Origin of the sequence: Pseudonocardia cypriaca, from assembly GCF_006717045.1 — a bacterium.
GTDB classification, from domain to species: Bacteria; Actinomycetota; Actinomycetes; order Mycobacteriales; family Pseudonocardiaceae; genus Pseudonocardia; species Pseudonocardia cypriaca.
On sequence record NZ_VFPH01000002.1, the window covers coordinates 165145 to 188028 of the forward strand.

The 22884-nt window shown below is 72.8% G+C and carries 19 protein-coding genes; 5 read left to right on the forward strand and 14 right to left on the reverse strand.

Features of this window, described 5'->3' with window-relative positions; all coding sequences use genetic code 11:
- Window positions 1-103: 103 nt before the first annotated feature.
- Window positions 104-862 (forward strand): alpha/beta fold hydrolase, encoded by a 759-nt coding sequence (locus tag FB388_RS18630; RefSeq protein WP_170225721.1) that lies wholly within the window; start codon window positions 104-106, stop codon window positions 860-862.
- Here the strand turns inward: FB388_RS18630 and FB388_RS18635 are convergent.
- Window positions 840-1808 carry a LysR family transcriptional regulator gene (locus FB388_RS18635; protein ID WP_142103483.1) on the reverse strand — a complete coding sequence of 323 codons (969 nt, stop codon included), beginning with the start codon at window positions 1806-1808 and terminating at the stop codon, window positions 840-842. The two genes, FB388_RS18630 and FB388_RS18635, sit on opposite strands and share 23 nt — an antisense overlap.
- Before the next feature lie 81 nt (window positions 1809-1889).
- Between FB388_RS18635 and FB388_RS18640 the strand changes: the two genes are divergently transcribed.
- Window positions 1890-2840, forward strand: coding sequence for a DMT family transporter (locus tag FB388_RS18640; RefSeq protein ID WP_142103484.1), 951 nt, complete (start codon window positions 1890-1892; stop codon window positions 2838-2840).
- Here FB388_RS18640 and pcaD read toward each other — a convergent pair.
- A complete protein-coding gene (gene pcaD, locus FB388_RS18645) occupies window positions 2824-3630 on the reverse strand; it encodes a 3-oxoadipate enol-lactonase (RefSeq protein WP_142103485.1) in 807 nt (268 codons plus the stop codon). The two genes, FB388_RS18640 and pcaD, sit on opposite strands and share 17 nt — an antisense overlap.
- A gap of 72 nt (window positions 3631-3702) precedes the next feature.
- Between pcaD and FB388_RS18650 the strand changes: the two genes are divergently transcribed.
- Both FB388_RS18650 and FB388_RS18655 read left to right on the forward strand, forming a co-directional pair.
- Complete coding sequence (locus tag FB388_RS18650; RefSeq protein WP_142103486.1) at window positions 3703-4644, forward strand: LysR family transcriptional regulator; 942 nt, start codon at window positions 3703-3705, stop codon at window positions 4642-4644.
- Between the two features lie 503 nt (window positions 4645-5147).
- Window positions 5148-6482 (forward strand): HNH endonuclease signature motif containing protein, encoded by a 1335-nt coding sequence (locus tag FB388_RS18655; protein WP_170225722.1) that lies wholly within the window; start codon window positions 5148-5150, stop codon window positions 6480-6482.
- A gap of 342 nt (window positions 6483-6824) precedes the next feature.
- Here the strand turns inward: FB388_RS18655 and FB388_RS18660 are convergent, their stop codons facing one another.
- The 12 genes from FB388_RS18660 to FB388_RS18715 form a co-directional block, all read right to left on the reverse strand.
- A complete protein-coding gene (locus FB388_RS18660) occupies window positions 6825-7241 on the reverse strand; it encodes a YrhA family protein (protein ID WP_142103488.1) in 417 nt (138 codons plus the stop codon).
- Between the two features lie 29 nt (window positions 7242-7270).
- Window positions 7271-10255, reverse strand: a complete 2985-nt coding sequence (locus FB388_RS40890) for a DUF3604 domain-containing protein (RefSeq protein WP_142103489.1) — start codon at window positions 10253-10255, stop codon at window positions 7271-7273.
- Window positions 10256-10257: 2 nt separating this feature from the next.
- Window positions 10258-11040, reverse strand: a complete 783-nt coding sequence (locus FB388_RS18670; RefSeq protein WP_142103490.1) for an enoyl-CoA hydratase-related protein — start codon at window positions 11038-11040, stop codon at window positions 10258-10260.
- On the reverse strand, window positions 11037-13139 hold the full coding sequence (locus FB388_RS18675) for an acetate--CoA ligase family protein (protein ID WP_142103491.1): 2103 nt from the start codon (window positions 13137-13139) through the stop codon (window positions 11037-11039). The genes FB388_RS18670 and FB388_RS18675 overlap by 4 nt, the downstream gene beginning before the upstream one ends.
- The gene (locus FB388_RS18680; RefSeq protein WP_142103492.1) at window positions 13132-14283 is read right to left on the reverse strand and encodes an acyl-CoA dehydrogenase family protein; all 1152 of its coding nucleotides are present in this window, start codon (window positions 14281-14283) and stop codon (window positions 13132-13134) included. The genes FB388_RS18675 and FB388_RS18680 overlap by 8 nt, the downstream gene beginning before the upstream one ends.
- A gap of 6 nt (window positions 14284-14289) precedes the next feature.
- Window positions 14290-14730, reverse strand: coding sequence for a thioesterase family protein (locus FB388_RS18685; protein ID WP_142103493.1), 441 nt, complete (start codon window positions 14728-14730; stop codon window positions 14290-14292).
- Window positions 14720-15676 carry a 3-hydroxyacyl-CoA dehydrogenase NAD-binding domain-containing protein gene (locus tag FB388_RS18690; RefSeq protein WP_142103494.1) on the reverse strand — a complete coding sequence of 319 codons (957 nt, stop codon included), beginning with the start codon at window positions 15674-15676 and terminating at the stop codon, window positions 14720-14722. The genes FB388_RS18685 and FB388_RS18690 overlap by 11 nt, the downstream gene beginning before the upstream one ends.
- Window positions 15673-16560, reverse strand: a complete 888-nt coding sequence (locus tag FB388_RS18695) for a beta-keto acid cleavage family enzyme (RefSeq protein WP_142103495.1) — start codon at window positions 16558-16560, stop codon at window positions 15673-15675. The genes FB388_RS18690 and FB388_RS18695 overlap by 4 nt, the downstream gene beginning before the upstream one ends.
- 10 nt (window positions 16561-16570) lie before the next feature.
- Window positions 16571-18370 (reverse strand): ABC transporter ATP-binding protein, encoded by a 1800-nt coding sequence (locus FB388_RS18700; RefSeq protein ID WP_142103496.1) that lies wholly within the window; start codon window positions 18368-18370, stop codon window positions 16571-16573.
- Entirely contained in the window at window positions 18367-19194 is an 828-nt protein-coding gene (locus FB388_RS18705) for an ABC transporter permease (protein WP_246122172.1), read from the reverse strand. The genes FB388_RS18700 and FB388_RS18705 overlap by 4 nt, the downstream gene beginning before the upstream one ends.
- Entirely contained in the window at window positions 19191-20222 is a 1032-nt protein-coding gene (locus FB388_RS18710) for an ABC transporter permease (protein ID WP_142103497.1), read from the reverse strand. The genes FB388_RS18705 and FB388_RS18710 overlap by 4 nt, the downstream gene beginning before the upstream one ends.
- 73 nt (window positions 20223-20295) lie before the next feature.
- The gene (locus FB388_RS18715) at window positions 20296-21858 is read right to left on the reverse strand and encodes an ABC transporter substrate-binding protein (RefSeq protein ID WP_142103498.1); all 1563 of its coding nucleotides are present in this window, start codon (window positions 21856-21858) and stop codon (window positions 20296-20298) included.
- Window positions 21859-21937: 79 nt separating this feature from the next.
- On the opposite strand from FB388_RS18715, the gene FB388_RS18720 reads away from it, so the two are divergent.
- The gene (locus FB388_RS18720; protein WP_142103499.1) at window positions 21938-22744 is read left to right on the forward strand and encodes an IclR family transcriptional regulator; all 807 of its coding nucleotides are present in this window, start codon (window positions 21938-21940) and stop codon (window positions 22742-22744) included.
- Window positions 22745-22884: the final 140 nt, after the last annotated feature.

Here is a 22884-nt window from a genome sequence, read left to right on the forward strand (position 1 = left end):
CGGCACTCCCGGAAGCTAGCGATCACCGCCCGCCGCAACCCTTACGATCCGCGGAGACATCCGGCGCCCAGCGTCGGACGGGTATCGGGGGTTGGATGTGCCCGTGCCCGAGATCGTCCCAGCGCCGTTCGCCCCGCGCGGCACGCGGGGCGAGCCGTGGCTGGTCGCGGTGCCCGGGCTGGGGCTCTCGGCCGCCGTGCCACGCCGGACCTTCGACCGGCTGACGCGTCCGTCGCGGGTGGTCGAGCTGCCCGCCTTCGGCCGGCCCGCCCCGCCCGGTACCGCGCTGGCCCCCGGCAATCTCGCCGGGCAGCTGCTCGCGCGGCTCGAGGCGCTCGCCGTCGGACGCGCGGTGCTGGTCGGTCACTCCGCGAGCTGCCAGCTCGTCGCCGCTGCGGCCGCGAAGGCGCCGGAGCGCGCTGCCGGGCTCGTGCTGATCGGCCCGACCACCGACCCACGTGCGAGCAGCTGGCCCGCGCTCGCCGGCCGCTGGCTGCGCACCGCCGGTCACGAGTGGCCGGGCCAGGTGCCACAGCTCGTCCACGACTACACCCGAACCGGGCTCGGCGCGATGCTCCGCGGGATGCGGGCGGCGCGCCCCCATCGCATCGACGAGACACTCGCCGCCGTCCACTGCCCCGTGCTCGTCGTGCGGGGCCTCTACGACCGGATCGCCCCGGCCGACTGGACCGCCGCCCTCGCCGCCGCGACACCGCACGGGCGGGCACACACCCTGCCCGCGGGGGGCCACATGGTGCCGATCACCCACCCCGCCGCGCTCGCCGCGGTGATCGAGGAGTTCCTCAGCGCGATCGACGACCCGGACCCCGACGACGAGGTCACCGACCTGGCCCGGACGTGACAGGACGTTCGGCCGGTCCTCGGGCCGGTCGAAGCGGTGAGGACCCCGACCGGAGCAGGCTCTCCCCCGCGATCTCCCGCAGCTCCGCGCACGCGGCGACGACCGGTGGGGTGTGGGCGACGGCGTCGCGGACCACGACGAGGATCGACCGCACCGGCACCGGTTGGACGACCCGCACGGCACGCGTGCCCGCGGGGAGCTGGATGGCACCCAGCTCGGGCAGCACGGTGATCCCGATGCCGGCCGCGACGAACGCGAGCGCCGTGGGGTAGTCGTGCGCCTCGACGTGGAACGGCGGCCGGAAGCCGGCAGCGGTGCACGCCTCGACCAGGTTGCGCCGGCACCAGCCGCGGGCGAAGTCGTTGTCCACCCACCGCTCCGCCGCGAGCTCCGCCAGCTCGATCTCCTCGCGGCCGGACAGGGGGTGGCTCTCCGGCAGCACGACGACGTACGGGTCGTCGAGGAGGTGGTGGGCGGTGAAGCCGGGCCAGGCGGCGAAGTCCGGGCGTTCGACCGCTATCTCGACGTCGGACCCGTCGGCGGGGTCGTCCGGCAGCCAGTCGCGCAGCGAGAGGTCCAACCGGACGCCGGGGAACTCCTGGGTCAGCCTGCGCACCACCCGCGGCAGCCACGCCGCGCCGACGGAGGCGAAGTAGGACAGCGACAGCGCGCCCGTCCGGCCGGCTCGCAGGTCGGCGACCACCGCCTCTGCCTCGCCGAGCCGGTCGAGGATCGCGTCGGCCTGCTCGGCCAGCAGCAGCCCGGCGGCGGTCGGCCGCAGCCCCCGCCCGGCCCGTTCGAACAGGACCAGCCCGGTCTCCCGCTGCAGGGCCGTGACGTGCTGGCTCACCGCGGACGGGGTGTAGCCCAGGTTCGCCGCGGCGGCCTGCACGGAGCCGCTCGCGACCACTGAGCGGAAGATGCGCAGGCGGTGGGTGTCGAGCACCCCTCGACCATACAGTCGGACTGAATCCAACTGAAGAGATACGCGCTGGTACTGAACGATCGTGGCGCCCAAGCTGGTGCCATGAGGCGCTACCAGCAGTTGCTCCCCCTCGCCGCCGCCGCGACGACCGTCGTCTTCTGGGCCTCGGCGTTCGTCGGGATCCGCGCGGTCGGCCACGAGCTGTCACCCGGCGCACTGGCACTGGGCCGGATGCTCGTCGGATCGCTCACCCTGACCGCGATCGTGCTCGTCGTGCGCACCCGCAGGCGGGCTGCGCCGACGGTGCCGCGCGGGCGGCTGCTCGGCGCGGTCGCACTGTGGGGTGCCGCGTGGTTCGGGCTCTACAACCTGGCGCTGAACGCCGCAGAGCGCCACCTCGACGCCGGCACCGCGGCGCTGCTGGTGAACGTGGCCCCGGTGGTGGTGGCCGTGCTGGCGGGCCTGCTGCTCGGGGAGGGCTTCCCGGCCCGGCTGCTGGCCGGGATGGCTATCGCGTTCGGCGGGGTCGTGCTCATCGCGACCACCACGTCCGCGGGCGGCACGGACGTCGCCGGGGTGCTGCTCGGACTGCTCGCCGCCCTGGTCTACGCCGGTGCCGCCGTCGCGCAGAAGCGGCTGCTGGCTCGGGTGGACGCGCTGACCGTCACCTGGATCGGCGCCGTCGCCGGGACGGTCGCGCTGCTGCCGTACCTGCCCGCACTCCTCACCGAGCTGGCCACGGCCTCCGGCGCGACGGCGGCCGGGATCGCCTACCTGGGCGTCTTCCCGACCGCAGTCGCGTTCCTGACCTGGGGCTACGCGCTGTCCCGGACGACAGCGGGCCGGCTCGCCGCCGCCACCTACGCCGTCCCGCCGATCGTCGTGCTGCTGTCCTGGACCCTGCTCGGCGAGTTCCCGGCGCCGCTCGCGCTGGCAGGCGGGCTGCTCTGCCTGGCGGGCGTGGCCGTCGCCACCCGCCGCGGCCGTCCGGCCGCCGCATCGCAGCCGAGCGGAGCGGGGACCGCAGCGGTGGCCGTCAGGACCGGTCGTTGAGGAACGCCACCACCGCGTCCACGAACTCCACCGGCCGTTCGACGTTCGCCAGGTGCACCGTGGGCAGGACGGTGTGGCGCGCGCCGGGGATGGCAGCGGCGAGCTCCTTCCCGTGAGCGGCGGACGTGACGGTGTCGTGCTCCCCCGCGATCACCAGCGTCGGGTTGCGGATGAGCGTGGCCGTGCGGCGCAGGTCGCCGTCGCGCACCGCGGCCCAGCTGCCGGCCACCCCCTCGCGCGGCGTGGCCAGGAGCGTGCGGCGGAACCCCTCGACGACGTCGTTGCCGTCCTCCAGCATGTGGGCCGGGAACCAGTTCTTCAGGAACACCTCCGCGGTGGCCCGCATGTCCGGGGCCGCCAGCAGCTCGGCGATCAGCGGGTCCCACTGCTGCGGCGGACCGAGGTGCGCGGCGGTGTTGGAGAGCACCAGGCGGTCGACGCGCTCCGGCTGGTGGATCGCCAGCCACTGCGCGACGAACCCGCCGAGGGACAGGCCCAGCACGTGCACGCGCGGCAGGCCCAGTGCGTCCAGCAGCTCCACGACGTCGCGGCCGAGCCGGTCCAGCGAGTACGGGCCGGCGGATGCGTCGGAAGCCCCGTGGCCCCGCGCGTCGTAGCGCAGCAGCCGGAAGTGCTCGGTGAGAGCCGGCACCTGGCCGTCCCACATGTGCAGGTCGGTGCCGATGGAGTTCGAGAGGAGCAGCACCGGCTTGGCCGGCTCGCCGTCGAAGCGGTAGGCGATGCGGACGCCGTCGCCGGTGGTGATGGAGGTGAGGGTCTGAGGGCTCATGCCCTCAGCCTAGGAACGGCGTTGCAAATTGCTATTACAAAGATCGGACCGGCTCTGTAGGCTGCTCGAACAATGTCCAGCTTCACGCTCCACGAGCTGCAGTGCTTCGACGCCGTCGTGAGCGACGGCGGCTTCCAGGCCGCCGCCGAGCGGCTGCACCGCTCGCACCCCTCGGTGTTCGCGGCGGTGGCCAAGCTCGAGCACCACCTGGGCCTGGACCTGTTCGACCGCTCGGGCTACCGGGTGCGCCTCACCGAGGCCGGACTGGCCTTCCACCGGAAGGTGCGCCTCCTGCTGCACGAGGCCGAGGAACTGCAGACCTACGCCTCGCAGCTCGCGATGGGCCAGGAGGCCGAGCTGCGCGTCGTGCTCGGCGACCTGTGCCCGCTGCCGCCGGTGCTGGCCCTGCTCAGCCGCTTCTTCGCGCGGTGTCCGCAGACGCGCCTGCACCTGCAGTTCGAGGCGGTGACCGGCCCGTGGGAGCGGCTACTGGAGGACGAGGCCGACCTCATCGTGCACCGCGTCCCCAAGAGCGACGTGCGGATGGAGTGGATCGATCTCGGCCGGGTCGCGATGGTGCCCGTGGCCGCGCCCGGGTTCCTGCCCTTCGACCCGACCACCGACCTCACACCGCAGCGGATGCAGGCCTTCACCCAGTGCGTGATCCGGGACTCCGCGCGGCACCCCACCGAGCAGGGCCACTTCCTAGTCGAGGGCGCACCCCGCTGTTCGGTGCCCGACCACCTCATGAAGAAGGAGCTGATCCTGCACGGCATGGCGTGGGGACACCTGCCCCGGTTCATGATCGAGCCGGAGCTGCGCGACGGACGCCTGCTGTCCGTGGCCGGCCGGCACTTCCCCGGCGTGGTCGAGGATCTCGCGGCGGCGCGCAGGCGCGACCGGCCGCACGGGCCGGTCGCCGACCAGCTGTGGGACTTCCTGGCCGGCGAGGCACCGGTCCTGCAGCCGAGGCTCGGCCGCGTGCCGAGGGCGAAAGGCGCCCCGGTGCGCTAGTGCGCCGGCGCCATTCCCCGGCGTGCGGGACTTGCGTTCCGCGGAACGGTTCTTGCGTTGGCGCGCCGTTCCCGGCTCGGGCGAGAAGGCGTCAGACATCGCCACGGCTTCACCTGTTTCCACCGGCTCGCGTCGACCTCTTGCGTGGCATGGTGGCCGGGTTGGCATCACTACCGAATATTGTGGTTGCTTTGGCGGCCGTTCCCGGCGCGGGGGCACGGCGGTTCCCGACGAGACCGTCACTGCGGAGTGGGCGCGGACTGTCCGGTGGTCCCGAACCCGCTCCCCATGATCACCACGACGTGACTGCCTTACGCCGCGTTCCGCGGAACGCAGTCCCCCTCCCCCTCCTCCTCGGCATCAAAATTGTCGGACCCGGATGCCATCCTGGAGTCGAACACAATCCGATATCAGGGGTTTCCGTGTCCGCCGCCGCCGTGATTCCGCTTCCCACCCCGCTTCGGACTATGTCGACTCCAGCGCTGGAATCGGAGTTGTTGGGTTTGGCCGGGCACATCGCCGCCGCGGAATGCCGGTTCCTGCACCTGCTCGCCGAGTTCGACGACCGCGGCGGCTGGTGCGGGGACGGGATCCGCTCCTGTGCGCACTGGCTGTCCTGGCGGGCCGGGATGAACCTGCGCACCGCCACCGAACACCTCCGTGTCGCCCACGCCCTGCAGAGCCTGCCCCGCATCGCCGACGCCTTCGCCGCCGGGCGGATCTCCTACTCGAAGGTCCGGGCGATCACCCGCATCGCGGGGTCCGATGTCGCCACGCTGACCCGGATGGCGGCCGAGATCGCCGCTGCGGAACCGGAACTGCGCCACACCGCGGTCGCGGACCCGGAGACCGCGGAGCGGGTGCTGCTCAACGTGGCGTTGTCCGGTACCGCCAGCCACGTGGAGACCGTGGTGCGGGCGGTGCGCCGCCGCCACACCCCACCCGAAGACACAGCCGCCCGCCGATCCCTGACCTGGCACTGGGACGAGGACGGCTCCCTGATCCTGCGCGCCCGACTCACCCCCGACGACGGGGCCGCGCTCATCGCCGCCATCGAGGCACTCGCGCCGCCGAACACCCCGGCACGTCATCCCATCCAACCGGCACCGAAAGACCTGGACCAGCAAGCGCAGGAGCACGAACCAGGCCCGGCCGCCGACCGAGAAGCCGCCCGGCGCGCGGATGCCCTGCTCACCCTCGTCAGCCGGGAGGGTGGAGAGGAAAGCGGTCCGGTGGTCGAGCGCGGGCAGGCCCAGGTGATCGTGCACCTGGACGCCACCACCGGTACCGCCCGCCTGAACGACGGCCCGGAGCTACCCGATGCCACCGCGCAGCGGCTGGCCTGCGACGCCCGCGCCCAACTGCTGCTCAACGATCGGGAGGGCAACCGGCTGTACCTGGGCCGCTCCCGCCGGCTGGCCACCCCCGCCCAGATCGCCGCGCTCACCGTGCGCGACGGGGCGGGCTGCCGGTTCCCCGGCTGCACCCACACCCACTACCTACACGCCCACCACGTCCAGCACTGGCTACACGGCGGCCGCACCGACATCGACAACCTGGTCCTGATCTGCAGCTTCCACCACCGCCTGATCCACGACCACGGCTACCACATCCGATGGACCTCCGCCGGCTGGGTGTTCAGCCGCCCCGACGCCACCCCGATTCCCACCGTCGCGCCGGTGTTGACCGGTAGCAGCGAGAGTCTGATCGAGATGCACACCCGCGCCCGGCTACGGATCACCCGCACCACCCTCACCCCCGACTGGTACGGCGAACGGCTCGACCCGCAGCCGATCCTGGACGCCCTGCTACCCCACCGGATCAAGTCAGCGGCCTGACCCCACACCGCGTTCAGCGGAACGCGGGGTCCGGGGGTCGCCGAGTCGCTCCCAAGGCGACCTGCCGCGCTCACCCTGCGAGAACCGAAACGGCACCACAGGACAGTCCCCGCCCACCCGGCAGCGACCGGCTCGTCCGGAACAGCCGTGCCCCCGCGCCGGGGACGGCCGTCAACGCAACCACGAAGTTCGGTAGTGAACCCAACCCGGCCACGACGAGAACGGGCCAGGTCGACACGACCGGGATGAATGCACCGGAAGCCTGGATCACGGGGTGGCGGCGGGCGCAGCAGGGTGCCGGGAACGGCGCGCCAACCGCAGCGATCACCCAAGCAGGCGGCCTCAGCGCCGGGCTGCCAGCAGGCGCTCGATGGCCGTGGCGACGTCGGGGAAGCTCTCGACCGGCTCGGCGGTCACGCGGTCGCGCAGCACGGGCGCGCCGCCGTCGAGGTCGACGGTCAGCAGGTACAGGTCGCTGTCGCCCAGCACGAGGTAGTCCTCCCGGCCCGGCACGTCGCGCCACAGCTCGTTGGCCGCGACGAGGCCCTGCCAGAACCCGCCCGGCCCGCGCGCTTCCGGGCTCTGCCGGCTGCCGTAGAGGACCAGGCCGTCCACGTCGACACCGTCCTCGCGGCGCAGGAACTCGGCGTACGCGTCGGGCAACGACGCCCCGAACTGCGCTCGCAGGCGTTCCCGCACCGCCGCGATCGCGGCCTCGTCGGCGCCGGGCTGGACCGGCTCGTCGATCGGTGACCGCACGCGCACGACCTTAGGACCCATCCCGGCCGCTACGACACCCAGATCGGCGACGACCACGCCATCTCGCCGTCCACCTGGAACACGCGCGCGTAGTAGAACGCCGACACGGTGGAGTCGTCCACGAGGGGAACCTCCAGCTCCCGCACGCCGAGGCCCAAGAGCGCACCGACCGCCGGTTGCAGCGCGAGCTCCCCCGGCAACCGGTCGTCGAACACGACGCCACGCGCCGCAAGCTTCGCGAGCTCGACGGAGACCGCGCGGCCGGCGCACTCGACGTGCACGACCGCATCCGGGGGCCCGCAGACGCTCACCTCCACCCCGCCGCGCTGCGCGCCGTACGGCTCGCCGAAGCTGCGGGTCACGTGCTCCCAGGTGACCGACTCCTCGTCCATCGCCACCACCTCGGGACCGACGAACTCCGGCAGCAGCAGGCGGCCACCGGACACCCGCAGCCGGCCGTCCCAGCACGTGGTGACGTCGGCCTTGCCCCACTCCACCCGCAGGTCGACCCGCATGTGGCCGAGCGGGAGCTCCGGTTCGCCGCGCACGGTGTGCACGACCTCCCCGTCGCGCAGGATGTCGATCCGGGCCAGGTCGGTGTAGCCGAGGGCGTGGACGGTGAGCGGGCGCGGCCCGTTCCAGATGACCTCCGAGCCCATCAGGTGGGGGCCGAGCCGCAGGTCGGCGACCACCCCGCGCGTGGTGGACGCACAGGTGCGGCGCGACCACAGCCCGTCGAAGACGTCCGCGCGGGAGAGCGAGCGGGCGAGCAACCCGACGTAGCTCGCGCCGTGGCCGTGGTCGGAGGACGCGATCAGCCCGAAGCGGTGGCCGCGGCGCAGCCCGTCGAGCATGAACGTGCCGCCCGCGGTGCCGTCGGAGTACTGGCGGAAGCAGCTGTCCGACTCGTAGTTGCCGCGGCACGCCTGGAACACCTCGACCAGGCGGCTGTAGCGCGGGTCGTGGTAGTCCCAGTCGTTGTGCACCATGGCCGAGCCGGGGTGGTGCGGGATCGTGATGGCCGGGTGGTCGGGGTGCTGCGCCAACGCCTCCCACAACCCGTCCGGGGTGGTCGTGCCCGCGGCGAACGCCGAGAAGATCGGGGCGCCGCGCGCCACGTCGCCGTAGATCACGTTCTGGTGGCCGGTGTCGGCCGAGGTCCACTCGAAGCCGTACAGCGGAACGAACCGGCCGGGCACGTGCAACAGGTCCGCGATCTTCTGCAGGCTCCACCACTGGTAGGCGGTGGAGTTCTCGGCGTGGTCGGTGGCCGCCCAGAAGTCGTAGGAGTTGACGTCCCACGCGTAGCGGTAGAAGTCCTCGAGCGATGGCTCGTCGCCGGAGGTGCAGCGGCTGACCAGCGAGTGCCGGTGCAGGTCACCCCAGTACAGGGTGTAGCCGGAGGCCTCGTACCGCTCCGCTCGCTCACCGGTGACCCACCGCCGGTCCTCGGTGCGCCCGTCGGAGCTGATCACGGCGGCCCGCTCGCCGGCTACCGCGGCCGGCCCCGCCGACTCGACGTTCGCCAGCACGACCTGGCCCGCGCCGTGCACGCCGTGCCAGATCACCGCACCGTGGTGGTCGGCGAGGTAGGGGCACTCGCGCCCGCCGAACCCCTCGGTCCAGCCGAGCGCGCGGTCCAGCCGGCCGTCGGACTGGGTGACGAGCACCCCGTCCGCGAGCGACACCTCCTCGAGGGTGGCGTCGGTTCCGGTGAACGTCGTCGGGGGCAGCCAGCCGTCCGGGCCGAGCACCTGCGCGGCGGCCTCCCAGTAGTAGGTCATGAGCGGCAGCTGGCGGTGCACCCGGTAGCCGACCACCAGGCCGCCGTCCGCGGTGGCGTGCAGCCGGGGCAGCGCCGACGGGACGACGTTCAGCCCGGGCGCGAGCTCGCCGGGCGGCGTGACGAGGTGGTCGCCCTCCACGCACACGACCCGGATGCCGGCGCTCACCTCGGGCAGCAGCTCCGGGGGCACGCTGTCCCCCGGTTCCCGCATGCCGGCGAAGGTGTCCCTGCGCTCGCGGGGGCGCAGCCGCGTCGGGCCGCTGCCACCGTGCCCCTGCACGGTGATCACGTCGAACGCGCACCACAGCCTGCCGTCCGTGGTGCCGGCGAGGCTCGGGTGCAGGGCGTAGTCGCTGCCGCCGGTGAGCCGCCGGAGCGCGACGCCCCGGCGCAGCACGATCGCGTAGCTCCCGCCGTCGTACTCCGACCAGGCGTAGGCCATCCCGTCCGGCACGGCGGCCAGCGTCGGGTCCCACGCGTTGCCCGCTGCGCCCTCGCTCACCCACCGGGGTTCCTCCCAGCCGCCGGCGAACCGGCGCGCGAAGATGCCGAAGCGGTCGTCGACCCGACCCTGCCAGCAGACGTGCAGGCTGCCGTCGGCGTGCGCCAGCACCTCCTGGTTGAACGACGGCCCTTCGGTGGTGCTCACCAGCTCCGGCTCGGTCCACGTGGCGCCGTCGAACCGGCACGCCCACACGGCGACCCGGGCGTCGATCGAGCGGCCGAACAGCAACCACGGCGTCCCGTCGGCCGTGATCGCCGCGGTGGGCCGGAACAGGTCCTCCGGGCCCTCGACGACGACTGCGATAGCGCCGTCCAGCTCGGCGACGAGCCGGTCGCCCCGGTCGGGCACCCACTCCAGCCAGGCGACGAGCATGCGGCCGCCACCCGTCGCGACCGTCGGCCGCGCGGCGTTGCGACTGCCCGGCAGCGGCCGGGCGGCCCCCCGGGTCTGACCGGCCAGCCGGGGCGCGGCATCCAGCACGGCCGCCGCCCCCTCCAGCTGGGCCGGGATGCGGCCGGCACCCTCGTCCACCCACATGTAGCGCAGCGGGTCCGGGTCGAGCGCGGCGATCGTGTCCGTGATGTCGACGCAGTCCTCCACCGCGTGCGCGAGGCGGTGGTTGAACGCCAGCACCAGGTCCAGATCGGCCCGCTGGCGGTCGGTGTACTCACCGCGGTGGTGATCCGCGGTGCACCCGTGCCCGTGTCCGTGTCCGTGCCCCATCCTCAGTTCCCCCTCCACACCGGCCGGCGTCGCTCGGCGAACGCCTTCGCCCCCTCCAGCTGGTCCTGCGAGCCGTAGAGCTTGGCCACCGCCGGGAACTCGCGGTTCCCGATCCGGCGCATCGCCTCGGCGAAGGTCAGCCGCTGGCTCTCCCGCTGCACCTCCTTGATCGCCGCGAAGACCAGCGGCGGCCCCTCCGCCAGCCGGGCAGCGACCTCCAGGACCCGGTCGGCCAGCCGGTCGGCCGCGTGCACCTCGTTGACCAGTCCCCAGCGGTGCGCCTCGGCCGCGTCCATCCACCGGCCGGTGAGCAGCAGCTCCATCGCGACGTGGTGCGGGATCCGGGTGGGCAGCCGCAGGGTCGCGGCGTCGGCGAGGGTGCCCGCGTCGATCTCGGGCAGCGCGAACATGGCCGTCTCGGCGGCGTAGATCAGGTCGGCGGACAGGGCCAGCTCGAAGCCGCCGCCGACGGCCATCCCGTCGACGGCCGCGAGCACCGGCTTGTTCAGCCCCGGCAGCAGCTGGATCCCGCCGAACCCGCCCTCCCCGTAGTCGCCGTCCACCGGATCGCCCGCCGCAGCCGCCTTGAGGTCCCAGCCTGCGCTGAAGAACCGGTCGCCGCCGGTGCGCAGCACCGCGACCCGCAGCTCCGGATCGTCCCGGAAGCCGGCGAAGACGCGGCCCATCGCGCGCGACGTGGCCAGGTCGATCGCGTTCGCAGGCGGGCGGTCGAGGGTGACCTCGAGGACGGCGCCGAGCCGCCTGGTCCGCAGTGGATCTGTCACTCGCCCTCCCCGACGACGGTGACCAGCGCGTCGCAGGCCCACGCGCCGCTCGGGGTGACGACCAGCGGGTTGATCTCCAGCGAGACCGTGTGCACTAAGATCGGGTTCAGCGCGGTCCCGACGATCCGCCCCACGGTGGCGACCAGCCCGTCCAGGTCGGCGCCCTGCGCACCCCGGTGGCCGGTCAGCAGCGGGGCGCAGCGCAGGCCGAGCAACGCCGACCGGATCTCGGCCGGATCGGCCGGCAGCATCACGTGGGCGACGTCGCGCATCAGCTCGGTGAGGACTCCCCCGGCGCCCACCGTGAGCACCGGGCCGAACACCGGGTCCGGCTCGATGCCGATCAGCAGCTCGGCGATCACCCCGGGCACCATCCGCTCCACCAGCACCGCGGGGAACCGGGCAAGCAGCTCCGCGGCCGCACCGCGCACCTGGCGCGCGCCGCGCAGACCGAGCCGGACGGCCCGCTCGTCGGTCTTGTGCGCCGTACCGAGCGCCTTCACGGCAACCGGCGCGGCGATGCGAGCGGCGGCCCGCACGGCGGCGGCTGCACTCGTGCAGACCTCGCCGTCCGGCACCGGGACCCCGCGGCGGCGCAGGAGCGCCTTGCCCTCGGCCTCGTCGAGCACCCGCGGGGTTCCGGTGTCAGCATGGCCACCTTCATGACTCCTGGCGTCATGAAGGTGGCCATGCTGACATCCGGTGCGCCCCACCACCGGAGCCGGGAGTGGGGCAGCCCAGGAGCGGCCGATCGTCGCGGCTGCCTGCACCGCCTCCATCGCGACAGAGGGCGGGGCGAGGACCGGCAGCCCGCGCCGCACCCACTCCGCCGCCCGGGGTCCGACCAGGTTGCCGGCCATCGCCGCCACGAGGGCGCCCCGCGCCCCCGCTCCCGCGCACGCCCGCGCGAACGCCTCGATGGCGCGCACCCAGTCGTCGTCGGCGCAGCGGTCGGTGCGGGGCAGGTCGGCGAAGAGGAGGGTGAGGTCGGCCGGGCCGCGCACCATGGCGTCGAACGCGGCCGTCATCGCCTCCGCATCGCCCCAGATGTAAGTGTGGAAGTCGAGCGGGTTGGCGAGCGCCACGCGTTCCCCCAGCACCGCGCGCAGCCCGGCGCGTTGCCGCCCGGTCAGGTCGGGGAACCGCGCATCACGGCCCATCGCGGCGTCGCCTATCAGAGCGGCCTCGCCGCCGGAGGAGCTGAGCGAGCACAGCCGGGCGTCCGGTAGCGGGCCGCCGCAGTGCAGCAGGCACAGCGCGCCGAGCAGCGCGTCGATCGAGGTGACCTCGCCGATCCCGGCGCGGCGCAGGAACGCCGAGGCGACCGCCGCGTCGCCGGCCAGCGAGGCGGTGTGCGTCTGCACGGCCCGACGGGCCTGCTCCCCCCGGCCCAGCACCAGCGCGACGACCCCGACGCCACGGTCCCGGGCCGTGGCCGCCAGCCGTTCGAGGCCCCGTACGTCCGCGAGCGTCTCCACGATCATGCCGACGGCCGAGGTGCGCTCGTCCGCCAGCACCGCGGCGGCGGCGCGCGCTGCGGAGGTTTGCGCCCCGTTGCCGACGGTGACCACGTAGCCGAGCGGCAGCCCGATGTCCGTCATGGTCACGCTGATCGCGATCGAGGACGACTGCGACACGATCGCCACCCCGCGCTCGCCCGGCCGGAGCGGGACGCCGCCGTGCTGGTCGGGCCAGATCAGCACCCTGTCGAGGTAGTTGATCATGCCGTAGCAGTTGGGTCCGAGCAGCGTCATCGCACCGGCCGCCTCGACCAGCTCCCGCTGCCGGGCGGAGCCGTCGGGGCCGGTCTCGGCGAAGCCCGAGCTGTAGACGACCGCCGCGCCGCACCCCACCGCGGCCAGCTCGGCGACCACCCCCGCACAGGCCGGGGCCGGGACCGCCACGAACGCCGCGTCCGGCACATCGGCCAGGTCCGCGACCCGGGCGACCGCGCGCTCCCCGGCGATCACCGCCCGCCGCTCGTGCACCGGCCGCACCGGCCCGCCGAACCCGATCCTGCGGTTCTGCTCGATCACCCGCGCCGACGCCCGCGAGTCGCCGATCACGGCGATGCTGCGGGGGCGCAAGAGCTCATCCACCGTGTGCTCGCAGCAAGGCCCGCGAGACGATGTGCCGCTGGATCTCCGAGGTGCCGTCCCAGATCCGCTCCACCCGGGCGTCGCGCCAGATCCGTTCCAGCACGAGCTCGTCCATCAGGCCCATGCCGCCGTGGATCTGGATGGCCTCGTCGGCGATCATCGCGAGGGCCTCGGTGGCGTGCAGCTTGGCCATCGCGATCTCGGCGTCGGCGTCCCCCAGGTCCGCGAGCCACGCCGCGCGCCAGGTCAGCCAGCACGCCGACTCCAGCGCCACCTGCATGTCGGCGAGCTTGAACGACACGCCCTGGTTGCGCCCGATCGTCCGGCCGAACTGGCTGCGGGTGGCCGCGTGCCGCACGGCCAGGTCGAGGGCCCGCCGGGCCCGGCCGAGGCAGCTCGCGGCGACCTGCAGCCGGGTGGTGCCGAGCCACGTGGTGGCGACGTCGAAGCCGCGTCCCACCTCGCCCAGCACCGCCGCTCCCGGCACCCGGCAACCGTCGAAGGCGAGCACCGAGTTGGTGTAGCCGCGGTGCGAGACGCTTCGGTAGCCGGGCCGCACGGCCAGGCCCGCGGCGTCGGTGTCGACGAGGAACGAGGTGATCTCCGCCCGCCCGGCCCGGTCCTCGCCGGTGGCGGCGAACAGGATGACGAAGTCGGCCTCGTCGGCGTGGCTGATGAAGTGCTTCGTGCCGGTGATCACCCAGTCGGCACCGTCGCGGACGGCCCGGGTGCGCATGCCGCGCAGGTCGGACCCGGCCTCCGGCTCCGTCATCGCCAGGCACTCGACGCGCTCGCCCGCCACCGCCGGCAGCAGGTACGCCTCCCGTTGCGGTCCCTCGCAGGCCAGCAGGATCCGGGACGGGCGGGCCACGGCGAGCATCTGCAGGGCGTAACCGGTGTGCCCGAGCTCGCGCTCCATGAGCATCCAGGTGAGGGTGTCCAGCCCACCGCCGCCCACGTCCTCCGGCATGTTCGCGGCGTACAGACCGGCCCGGATCGCGCGGCCGCGCAGCCGGCGCACCAGGTCGGGTTCGAGCCGCCCGGTGCGCTCCACCTCGTCCTCGTGCGGCACGAGCTCGCGGTGCACGAACGCCCTGGTCGTCTCCATCACGGCCCGCTGCTCGTCGGACCACTCCAGGTGCACCGGCGCTCACCCCACCGCGATCCGCCGGGAGGCGTGCTCCGGCACCGGCACGCGCATCGCCTCGACGCGTTGCCGCAGCTCCTCGGGGAACGGGCTCGACCGGCCGGCCCCGGCGTCGACGTGCACGGCGAGGACCTCCTCCGTGGCGCGCAGCCGGCCGTCGGACCACATCTCGTGCCAGAGCCAGAGCAGCTTGGCGGTCACCCCGATCACCGAGGTCCGCACCTCCAGCCGCGCCCCGGGCGGCACCTGGTCGAGGTAGCGGACGTGCGCCTCAACCGTGTAGAGCGAAGTGCCGGTGACGGCCGGGTCGATGCCCAGCCCGAAGATCACGGCGTCGGTGGCGTGCCCGAACACCAGCACGTAGTAGGCCTCGGACAGGTGGCCGTTGTAGTCGATCCACTCCGGCCGGACGTCCTCGGTCCAGGTGGCCGGCTCAGATACCACCGGGCACCTTCCCGAGCACCCGCAACATGTCGACGAGCCGGCGGTCCCGCTCGCGCACCAGGTCGGCGATGGTCCGCCCCGCCGCCTCCTCCTCGGTGCCGGCCACGACGGCGTCGCGCAGCTCCGGCGTGAGCTCGGGCGCGTCGAGGCGCGTCCACGGCGAGAGCAGGGACGGCCCGAAGTGGTCGAGCATGTGCGCCATCCCGCCCGGGCCACCGGCCAGGTGGAACGTGAGCATCGGCCCGTGGAAGGCCCAGCGCAGGCCCGGCCCGTCGGTGATCGAGGCGTCGATCTGGGCCGGGGTGGCCTCGCCGTTGGCCACCATGTGCAGGGCCTCCCGCCACAGCGCCTCCTGCAGCCGGTTCGCGATGAACCCCGGCACCTCCTGGTCCATGACGATCACCGACTTGCCGACGTGCCGGAGGAACGCGGCAGTCCAGGTGACGACGTCGGCGGCGGTGCGCTTGCCGCCGACCACCTCGACCAGCGGGATCAGGTACGGCGGGTTGAACGGGTGCGCGACGACGAGGCGGTGGCCGGACACGGCGTCGACCGCCATCTCGGTCATCCCGTAGCCGGAGGTGGAGGAGCCGATGACGACGTGCTCCGGGGTGACCGCGTCGATGTCGGCGAGCAGCCTGCGCTTGAGGTCGAGCTGCTCGGGGGCGCTCTCCTGCACGTAGTCGGCGCCGGACACGGCATCGGCCAGGTCGGCGGTGACCGTCAGGTCGTCCGGGCTCGCGCCGGGGGCGAGGCCCAGCTCCGTGAGGGCGGGCCAGGCCGCCTCGACGAGCGCGCGCAGCCGGGACTCGGCGTCCGGTGCGGGGTCCCAGGCGCGCACGCGGAACCCGTTGGCCAGGAAGTAGGCCACCCAGCCGCCGCCGATCACCCCGGCCCCGATGCACGCAATGATCCGAACCCCGTCGGGAGGAACGCGGTCGGTCATGCGCGGGGCCGCAGGGAGAGGATCTCCCGCGCCTCGTCCGGCGTGGCCACCTCGGCGCCCATCGCCTCGATGATCGTGACCGCGTTGGCGACGAGCGCCGCGTTGCCGACCTTGTTGCCGCGCCCGAGGTAGAGGTTGTCCTCCAGCCCGACGCGGACGTGCCCGCCGAGCAGCACCGACTGCGCCACCCACGGCATCTGCATCCGGCCGATCGCGAAGGACGCCCACACCACGCCGGGCGGGATCTGCGCCACCATCGCCGCCAGCAGCGCCGGCTCCGCGGGCGCGCCGTAGGGAATCCCCATGCACAGCTGGTACATCCCGGGCCGGTCGATCAGGCCCTCTTCGAGGAGCTTGTTGGCGAACCAGAGGTGCCCGGTATCGAAGATCTCCAGCTCGGGACGGACGCCGAGCTCCTGGATCCGCTTGGCGCCTGCGCGCAGCATGTCCGGCGTGCTGACGTAGACCAGGCTGCCCTCGCCGAAGTTCAGGCTGCCGCAGTCGAGCGTGCAGATGTCGGGCAGCAGATCCTCGACGTGCGCGAGCCGCTCGATCCCGTTGACCAGGTCGGTGCCCTCGGCGAACCCGGACGGGTCCTCGGGGTCGAGGAATAGGTCCCCGCCCATGCCGGCCGTCGTGTTGATCACGACGTCCACGTCGCTCTCCCGCAGCCGCCGCACCACCTCCCGGTACAGCGCCACGTCGCGCGATCCGGCGCCGGTCTGCGGGTCGCGCACGTGGACGTGCACGACGGCCGCCCCCGCCCGGGCGGCCTCGATCCCGGACTCGGCGATCTGCTCCGGGGTGACCGGCACGTGCTCGGACTTCCCCACGGTGTCCCCGGCACCGGTCAGCGCGCAGGTGATGACGACCTTGCGGTTCAACGTGCCCCCCTCAGCCGACGGCCGGCGAGTTGCCGATCAGCCGCTTCGTGTACTCCTGCTTCGGCGAGTCGAGCACCTCGACCACGAACCCCGACTCGACCAGCTCGCCACCGTTGAGCACCTGCACCCGCGCCGCGATCGAGCGGACGAGGGCCAGGTTGTGGGTGACGAACAGCATGCTGATCCCGCGGCTCTGCCGGAGGTCGTCCAGGAGCGCCACGATCGAGCCCTGCACCGACACGTCCAGCGCCGAGGTGATCTCGTCGCAGACCAGCAGGTCCGGCTCGGCGGCCAGCGCCCGCGCGATCGCCACCCGCTGCCGCTCGCCACCGGAGAGCCGGTCGGTGCGCAGGTCGAGCACGGTCGGGCCGAGCGCCACCGCGTCCAGGAGCTCCACCACCCGGTCCCGCACCGCCTTGCCCTTCGCGATGCCGAACAGCTCCATCGGGCGGGCCACGATCTGGGCGATCGTCAGGCGCGGGTTCAGCGAGAGGTACGGGTTCTGGAAGATGTACTGGATCCGCTTGCGGTCCTCCACGCTGCGGGCCCGCGCGCCCTTGGCGAGGGCGCGCCCGTCGAACCTCACCTCGCCGCTCCACTCCTTGTGCAGGCCGCCGATGCACCGCGAGATCGTGGTCTTGCCGCTGCCCGACTCCCCGACCAGCGCCACCACCTCGGCCCTCGCCACGTCGAAGCCGACGCCGTGCACGACCTCCTTGTGGCCGTAGAACACGTGCAGGTCCTCGACGGTGAGGACGATGTCCCGCTTCTTGTTCGGGTCGGTGTCGTGCGTGTTGCCGCGGTTGATGTCCCAGGTGCCGATCTCGCCGACGCGGATGCACTTCGCCGTGTGGTCCGGGCCGACCTGGACGTCCGGCGGGTCGATCTGCGTGCAGCGGTCGCGGACGTACTCGCAGCGGTCGTGGAACCGGCAGCCGGCCGGGCGGCGCCCCGGGCCCGGCGTGCTGCCCGGGATGCCGGTGAGCGCACGGGCCCGGGACAGGTGCGGGATGGCGTCCAGCAGCGCCCGCGTGTACGGGTGTGCCGGCTGGGAGAACATGACCTCGCGCGGGCCGAGCTCGATGATCCGTCCGGCGTACATCACGGCGACCCGGTCGGCGATGTTCGCGACGACGGCCAGGTCGTGGGTGACGTACAGCGCCGCCACCCGGTAGCTGCGGCACAGCTCGGCCATCGTGCGCAGCACCATGCCCTGGGTGGTGACGTCCAGGCCGGTGGTCGGCTCGTCGAGGACGAGCACCTTCGGCCGGGGCAGGAACGCCATCGCCAGTGCGACGCGCTGCACCTGGCCGCCGGACAGCTGGTGCGGGTAGCGGGCGAGGAACTCGTCGTCGTCGGGCAGGCCCACCTCGCGCAGCCCTGCCCTGGCGCGTTCGAGGCGCTCCTCGGTGGTGCCGATGCCGTGCAGCTCGAGGAGCTCGACGATCTGGCGCCCGATCCGGATGGCCGGGTTGAGCGCGGCGCCGGGGTCCTGCGGCACGTACGCGATCTTCATGCCGCGGATCGGGCGGACCTGCTCCCACGGCATCGCCAGGATGTCCTGGCCCTCGAACAGGAGGCTGCCGCGCTCGATGAACGCTCCCTGGCGCGCGTAGCCCAGGATCGCCGTGCCGGCCGTGGTCTTGCCGGAGCCGGACTCGCCGACCAGCCCGACCACCTCACCGGCGCGCAGCTCGAGGCTGATCTCGTCGACGACGTCGACCGTGTCGTCACCCGGGCGTCCGCTGAGCGCAACCCGCAGGTCGGAGAGCGTGCACCCCGCCCCTGCATCGTTCACCGTGGTGGTCATCGATCGCCCCGTCCCGCGAGCTGTGCGATCCCGTCGGCCATCAGGTTGGTGCCGACGGTGAAGATGCCGATCACGATCACGGGCGCGAGCACGCCCCACGGCTGCACCAGCAGCGCCAGCCGGTTCTCGTTGATCATCTGCCCCCAGTCGGCCGCGCCGGGGTTGGCGGCGAACCCGAGGAAGCCGATGCCCGCGACCATGCCGATCGAGTAGGTGAGCCGCAGCCCGGCCTCGGCGAGCAGCGGGGCGTTCATGTTGGGCAGGACCTCGGCCAGGATCACCCGCAGCCGCGACTCCCCCAGCGCCTCGGCGGAGTGCACGAAGTCTCGGGACACGATGCCCAGCGCCACCCCGCGGGCCACCCGCGCCACGCGCGGGGCGTGCGAGACGCCGACCAGCAGCACGATCATCCACCATGCCGGCTGGTCGACGGCGGTGAGCACGAGCAGCGCGAGCAGGATCTGCGGGAACGCGAGCGCGACGTCGTTCACCCGCATGATCGCCTCGTCGAGCCAGCCGCCCGCGTAGGCGGCGACGACCCCGATGATGATCCCGAGCACCATGCCGAGCGCGGTGGCCAGCACCGAGATCGCGAGGATCGACCCACCGCCGGCCAGCACGCGGCTCCACACGTCCTGGCCGAGGTAGTCGGTGCCCAGCCACGAGCCCTCCATCGTGAAGGGCTTGCCGACGATCTCGTTCTCGCCGTAGGGGGCGAGCCACGGCCCGATGATCGCGACCAGCGCGACCACGAGAGTGATCACCAGACCCGTGACCAGCCGCCGTTGCCGCCCGATCCGGCGGGTCGTGGTCATGATGCTCATGACGTGATCGCCGTCCTCGCTCGCGGGGTGAACAGGATGGACAGGACGTCGGCGAGCAGGTTGACCCCCACGTAGACCGCGGCGATCACCATGGCCAGCACCTGCACCATCGGGAAGTCGGAGTTGCGGACGGAGTCGACGAGGCTCGCCCCGATCCCGGGGTAGGAGAACAGGTACTCGACGATCACGATGCCGCCCGCTAGCCACGCCAGCTGCAGCGCGATCACCTGGATGCCCGGGACGATCGCGTTGAGCAGGGCGTGCTTGCGCATGACGATGCGCTCGGGCACGCCCTTGAGCCGGGCCAGCTCGACGTAGTCGGAGTCGAGCACCTCCAGGAGGCTGGAGCGCACGATCCGGGCCACGTACGGCGCCACCGCGATCACCAGCGTGAGGACCGGCAGGATCATCGACGCCGGGACGAACCAGGGTGGGGCGCCACCGCCCGCGATCGTGACAGCGGGCAACAGGTGCATGACCGTGGTGGAGAACAGCGCCACCAGCAGGATGCCGACCACGAACTCGGGCAGCCCGGCCAACGTGATCATCACGATCTGGATCACGCCGTCGGTGCGCTTGCCGCGGTTGTTGGCCGAGACCATCGCGATGCCGAAGGCCACCGGGATCATCACGATCGCCGACACGATCACCAGCACCGCGGAGTTGACGATCCGGTCGCCGACCAGCTCGCCGACCGGCAGGCCGTTGGCGACCGAGTTGCCGAGGTCGCCGGTGAGCAGCCCGCCCAGCCACTCGAAGTACCGGACGATCACCGGCCGGTCGAGGTGCAGCTCGGCCTGCAGGGCGGCCACCCGTTCCGGGCTGGAGGCGTAGTCCTTGCCCAGGATCGCCCGCACCGGGTCGCCCAGCGCCGCGGTGGCGAAGAAGACCAGCACCGAGCACAGCCACAGCGTCAGTACGGCCAGGCCGATGCGGCGGGCGAACCACTTGAGCCAGGCGGAGCCGGCCCGGGCGGGGGGCCTGACCGGGGTCTCGGTCGCCTGGTCGGACGTCAGGAGGTCGGTCACGCCCACTCCTCGCTTGCGCTCGTCGCGGGCGTGCCCGGCGGTGCTGTGTCGAATGATGACCTCGCAAGCTCGGTCATGTCTGCCTCACGAAGGATGCTCGGGAGAACCGGAAGTTGGAGCACGGCAGGTACCGGTGCGGTTCGAGGCCCTGGACCAGGTTGGAGTAGGCGTCGAGCTGGCGCTTGAAGCCCCAGATGATGTAACCGCCGGTCTCGTACTCGATCACCTGTGCGTCGTGCAGGAGCTGGGTGCGCCGCGCCGGGTCCGGCTCCCGCTTGGCCTGCTCGATCAACGCGGTGAACGTCGGGTCCTCGAAGTGGGTCTCGTTGTAGGTGGCGCCCTTCACCGACGAGGTGGCCACCTGCGGGATGTAGTTGCGGGTGTTCCAGAAGTCCTGGGCGAAGTTCCAGGACAGGTACCGGTCGCCGTAGAAGACGTTGGCGTCGGCCTTGTTCAGCCGCACCGTGACGCCCGCCTTGCGGGCCTGCTCGACGAACAGGTTGGCCGACTCGACCGCGCCTGCGCCGACGGCGCTGGAGGTGACCAGCTCGACGTCGAGGTTCTCCTGCCCGGCCTGCCGCAGCAGCGACTTCGCCTGGTCGATGTCCTGCACGCGCTGCGGCAGGTCGCTCGCGTACGCCGGGTCGAACGGGGCGTACAGGTCGTTGCCGAGGATGCCGAAGCCGTTGAGCGCCTGGTCGATCATCTGCTGCCGGTCGACGATGAGCCGCAGCGCCTGCCGCACCCGCACGTCGGAGAACGGCGCGACGTCGACCCGCATCGTGAACGGCACCCACGCCCCGGTCTCGGAGACCAGCGGGGAGGCGCCCTGCTGCTCGATCGTGCCTGCGAGGTAGTTGGGCAGGTTGTCGATGCTCTGCACCTGGCCGGCGAGCAGGGCGTTGACCTTGGCCGCGTCGTCGGCGAAGTCGTAGATGAACAGCTCGTCGACCCACGCCGGGCCGTCCCAGTAGTTCTCGTGCCGGACGAACTGGGAGAGCTGGCCCGGGACGAAGTGCTTGTAGGCGAACGGTCCGGTGCCCACCGGGCGGGAGACGTCGAAGTCGGTGGGGATGATCCCGACGGTGTACTCGGCGAGCAGCTGGTCGAGCACCGCGTACGGGGAGTTCAGCTGCAGCACGATCGTCCGGGGATCGACGACGGTGGAGTTGTTCAGCTCGAGGACGGTGGCGAGCTCCGTGCCACCGGAGCCGGTGTTGTTCGGGTCGGTGACCGTCGCCAGGCTGTGCATGACGTCCTCGGCCGTGACCGTCTTGCCGTGGTGGAACTCCACGCCCTCCCGGATCCGGATCGTCCACTGCGTGTTGTCGGCGTTCGGGGTGACCGACTCGGCCACGGACGGCTCGATCTCGTAGTTCGGGTCCCACCGCAGGAGCGGCTCGTACAGCTGCATGCAGCGGCTGATGTCCGGGTTCGTGACCGGGAAGTACGGCTCGAGCGTGTCCTTCAGCCCACCGCCGGTTGCACCGTGGCTGTACACCCCGCCGCGGACCGGCGGCGTGCCCGGATCCGGCCGGCTCGGCACGGCGCTGCAACCGGGCAGGCCGGCGAGGGCGGCCCCGGTGAGCAGGCCGAGCTTCAGCACATCTCGACGGGACGCCGTTGTCTGTCGCATGATGCGAACCCCCTCGGAGTAATGTGAACGTAGTCACACGGGGGTGGACCGTCAATGCGGGTGATCAGGATGTTGCGTCGTGGAAACACGTGAGCCGGCGGCGTCCGTCCGGATCCAGTCGGTCGACCGTGCGGTGGACCTCCTGCTCGCCGTGGCGGCCGCGCAGCCGGAGGCGGCCACCGTCCCGGCGCTGGCGCGCGCGTGCGGGCTCAACCGGGCCACGGCGTGGCGCCTGCTCAAGACCCTGCAGGTACGCGGCCTGGTGGCCGTGGACGGGTCGACCGGCCGCTACTCGATCGGGCTCACCACGATGGAGCTCGGCAACGCGGCCGGACCGGACGCGCTGATCGCCGCGGCCCGCCCGATCCTCGAGCGGATGTGCGAGCAGACCGGGGAGACCGCCTCCCTCGCCGTGCCGGGGATGGGCGGGCTGACCTACCTCGACGAGGTCACGCCGACCGCCGTGCTCACCGCGAGCTGGCTCGGTCGCTCGGTGCCGCTGCACGCCACCTCCACGGGCAAGGCGCTGCTCGCCTTCCTGCCCGCCCCGCAGGTGCGCCGTGTGCTGGCCGGCCCGCTGACCCGGTTCACCGACACCACCATCACCGACGCCGACGCGCTGGCCGCCGAGCTGACGGTCACCCGCGACCGCGGGTACGGCGTGTGCGCGGGCGAGCTGGAGTCGTCGCTGTACGGCGTGTCCGCACCGGTGCTCGACCGGAACGCGCGGCCGCTCGCCGTGCTCTCCGTCTGGGGCCCGCGCGACCGGGTCACGCCGGAGCGGTTCGCCGAGCTGGGGCACGTGGCCGTTCGGGCGGCAGGAGAGATCGGCTCGGCCCGCCACGGCGGTGGTGGACACCACCCCGGAGCCCCGATCGTGGCGTGACCCGTTGGGTTGCGTCGCACCAGAGGGCGACCGAGGTGACGTCCGGCGGCAATGGACGGGACCTCCGTCCCTGCCGATGCCGACCACGCTCGGCGCACGCTGGACGGGAGCCCACCTCTGGAGGACCCATGTCGGCCGCC

Excerpts from the sequence above, each read along its gene's own strand:
- FB388_RS18640 (WP_142103484.1), top strand. The coding sequence starts at position 1,890 with ATGAGGCGCTACCAGCAGTTGCTCCCCCTCGCCGCCGCCGCGACGACC.
- pcaD (WP_142103485.1), bottom strand. The coding sequence starts at position 3,630 with ATGAGCCCTCAGACCCTCACCTCCATCACCACCGGCGACGGCGTCCGC.
- FB388_RS18650 (WP_142103486.1), top strand. The coding sequence starts at position 3,703 with ATGTCCAGCTTCACGCTCCACGAGCTGCAGTGCTTCGACGCCGTCGTG.
- FB388_RS40890 (WP_142103489.1), bottom strand. The coding sequence starts at position 10,255 with ATGGGGCACGGACACGGACACGGGCACGGGTGCACCGCGGATCACCAC.
- FB388_RS18690 (WP_142103494.1), bottom strand. The coding sequence starts at position 15,676 with ATGACCGACCGCGTTCCTCCCGACGGGGTTCGGATCATTGCGTGCATC.
- FB388_RS18700 (WP_142103496.1), bottom strand. The coding sequence starts at position 18,370 with ATGACCACCACGGTGAACGATGCAGGGGCGGGGTGCACGCTCTCCGAC.
- FB388_RS18705 (WP_246122172.1), bottom strand. The coding sequence starts at position 19,194 with ATGAGCATCATGACCACGACCCGCCGGATCGGGCGGCAACGGCGGCTG.
- FB388_RS18715 (WP_142103498.1), bottom strand. The coding sequence starts at position 21,858 with ATGCGACAGACAACGGCGTCCCGTCGAGATGTGCTGAAGCTCGGCCTG.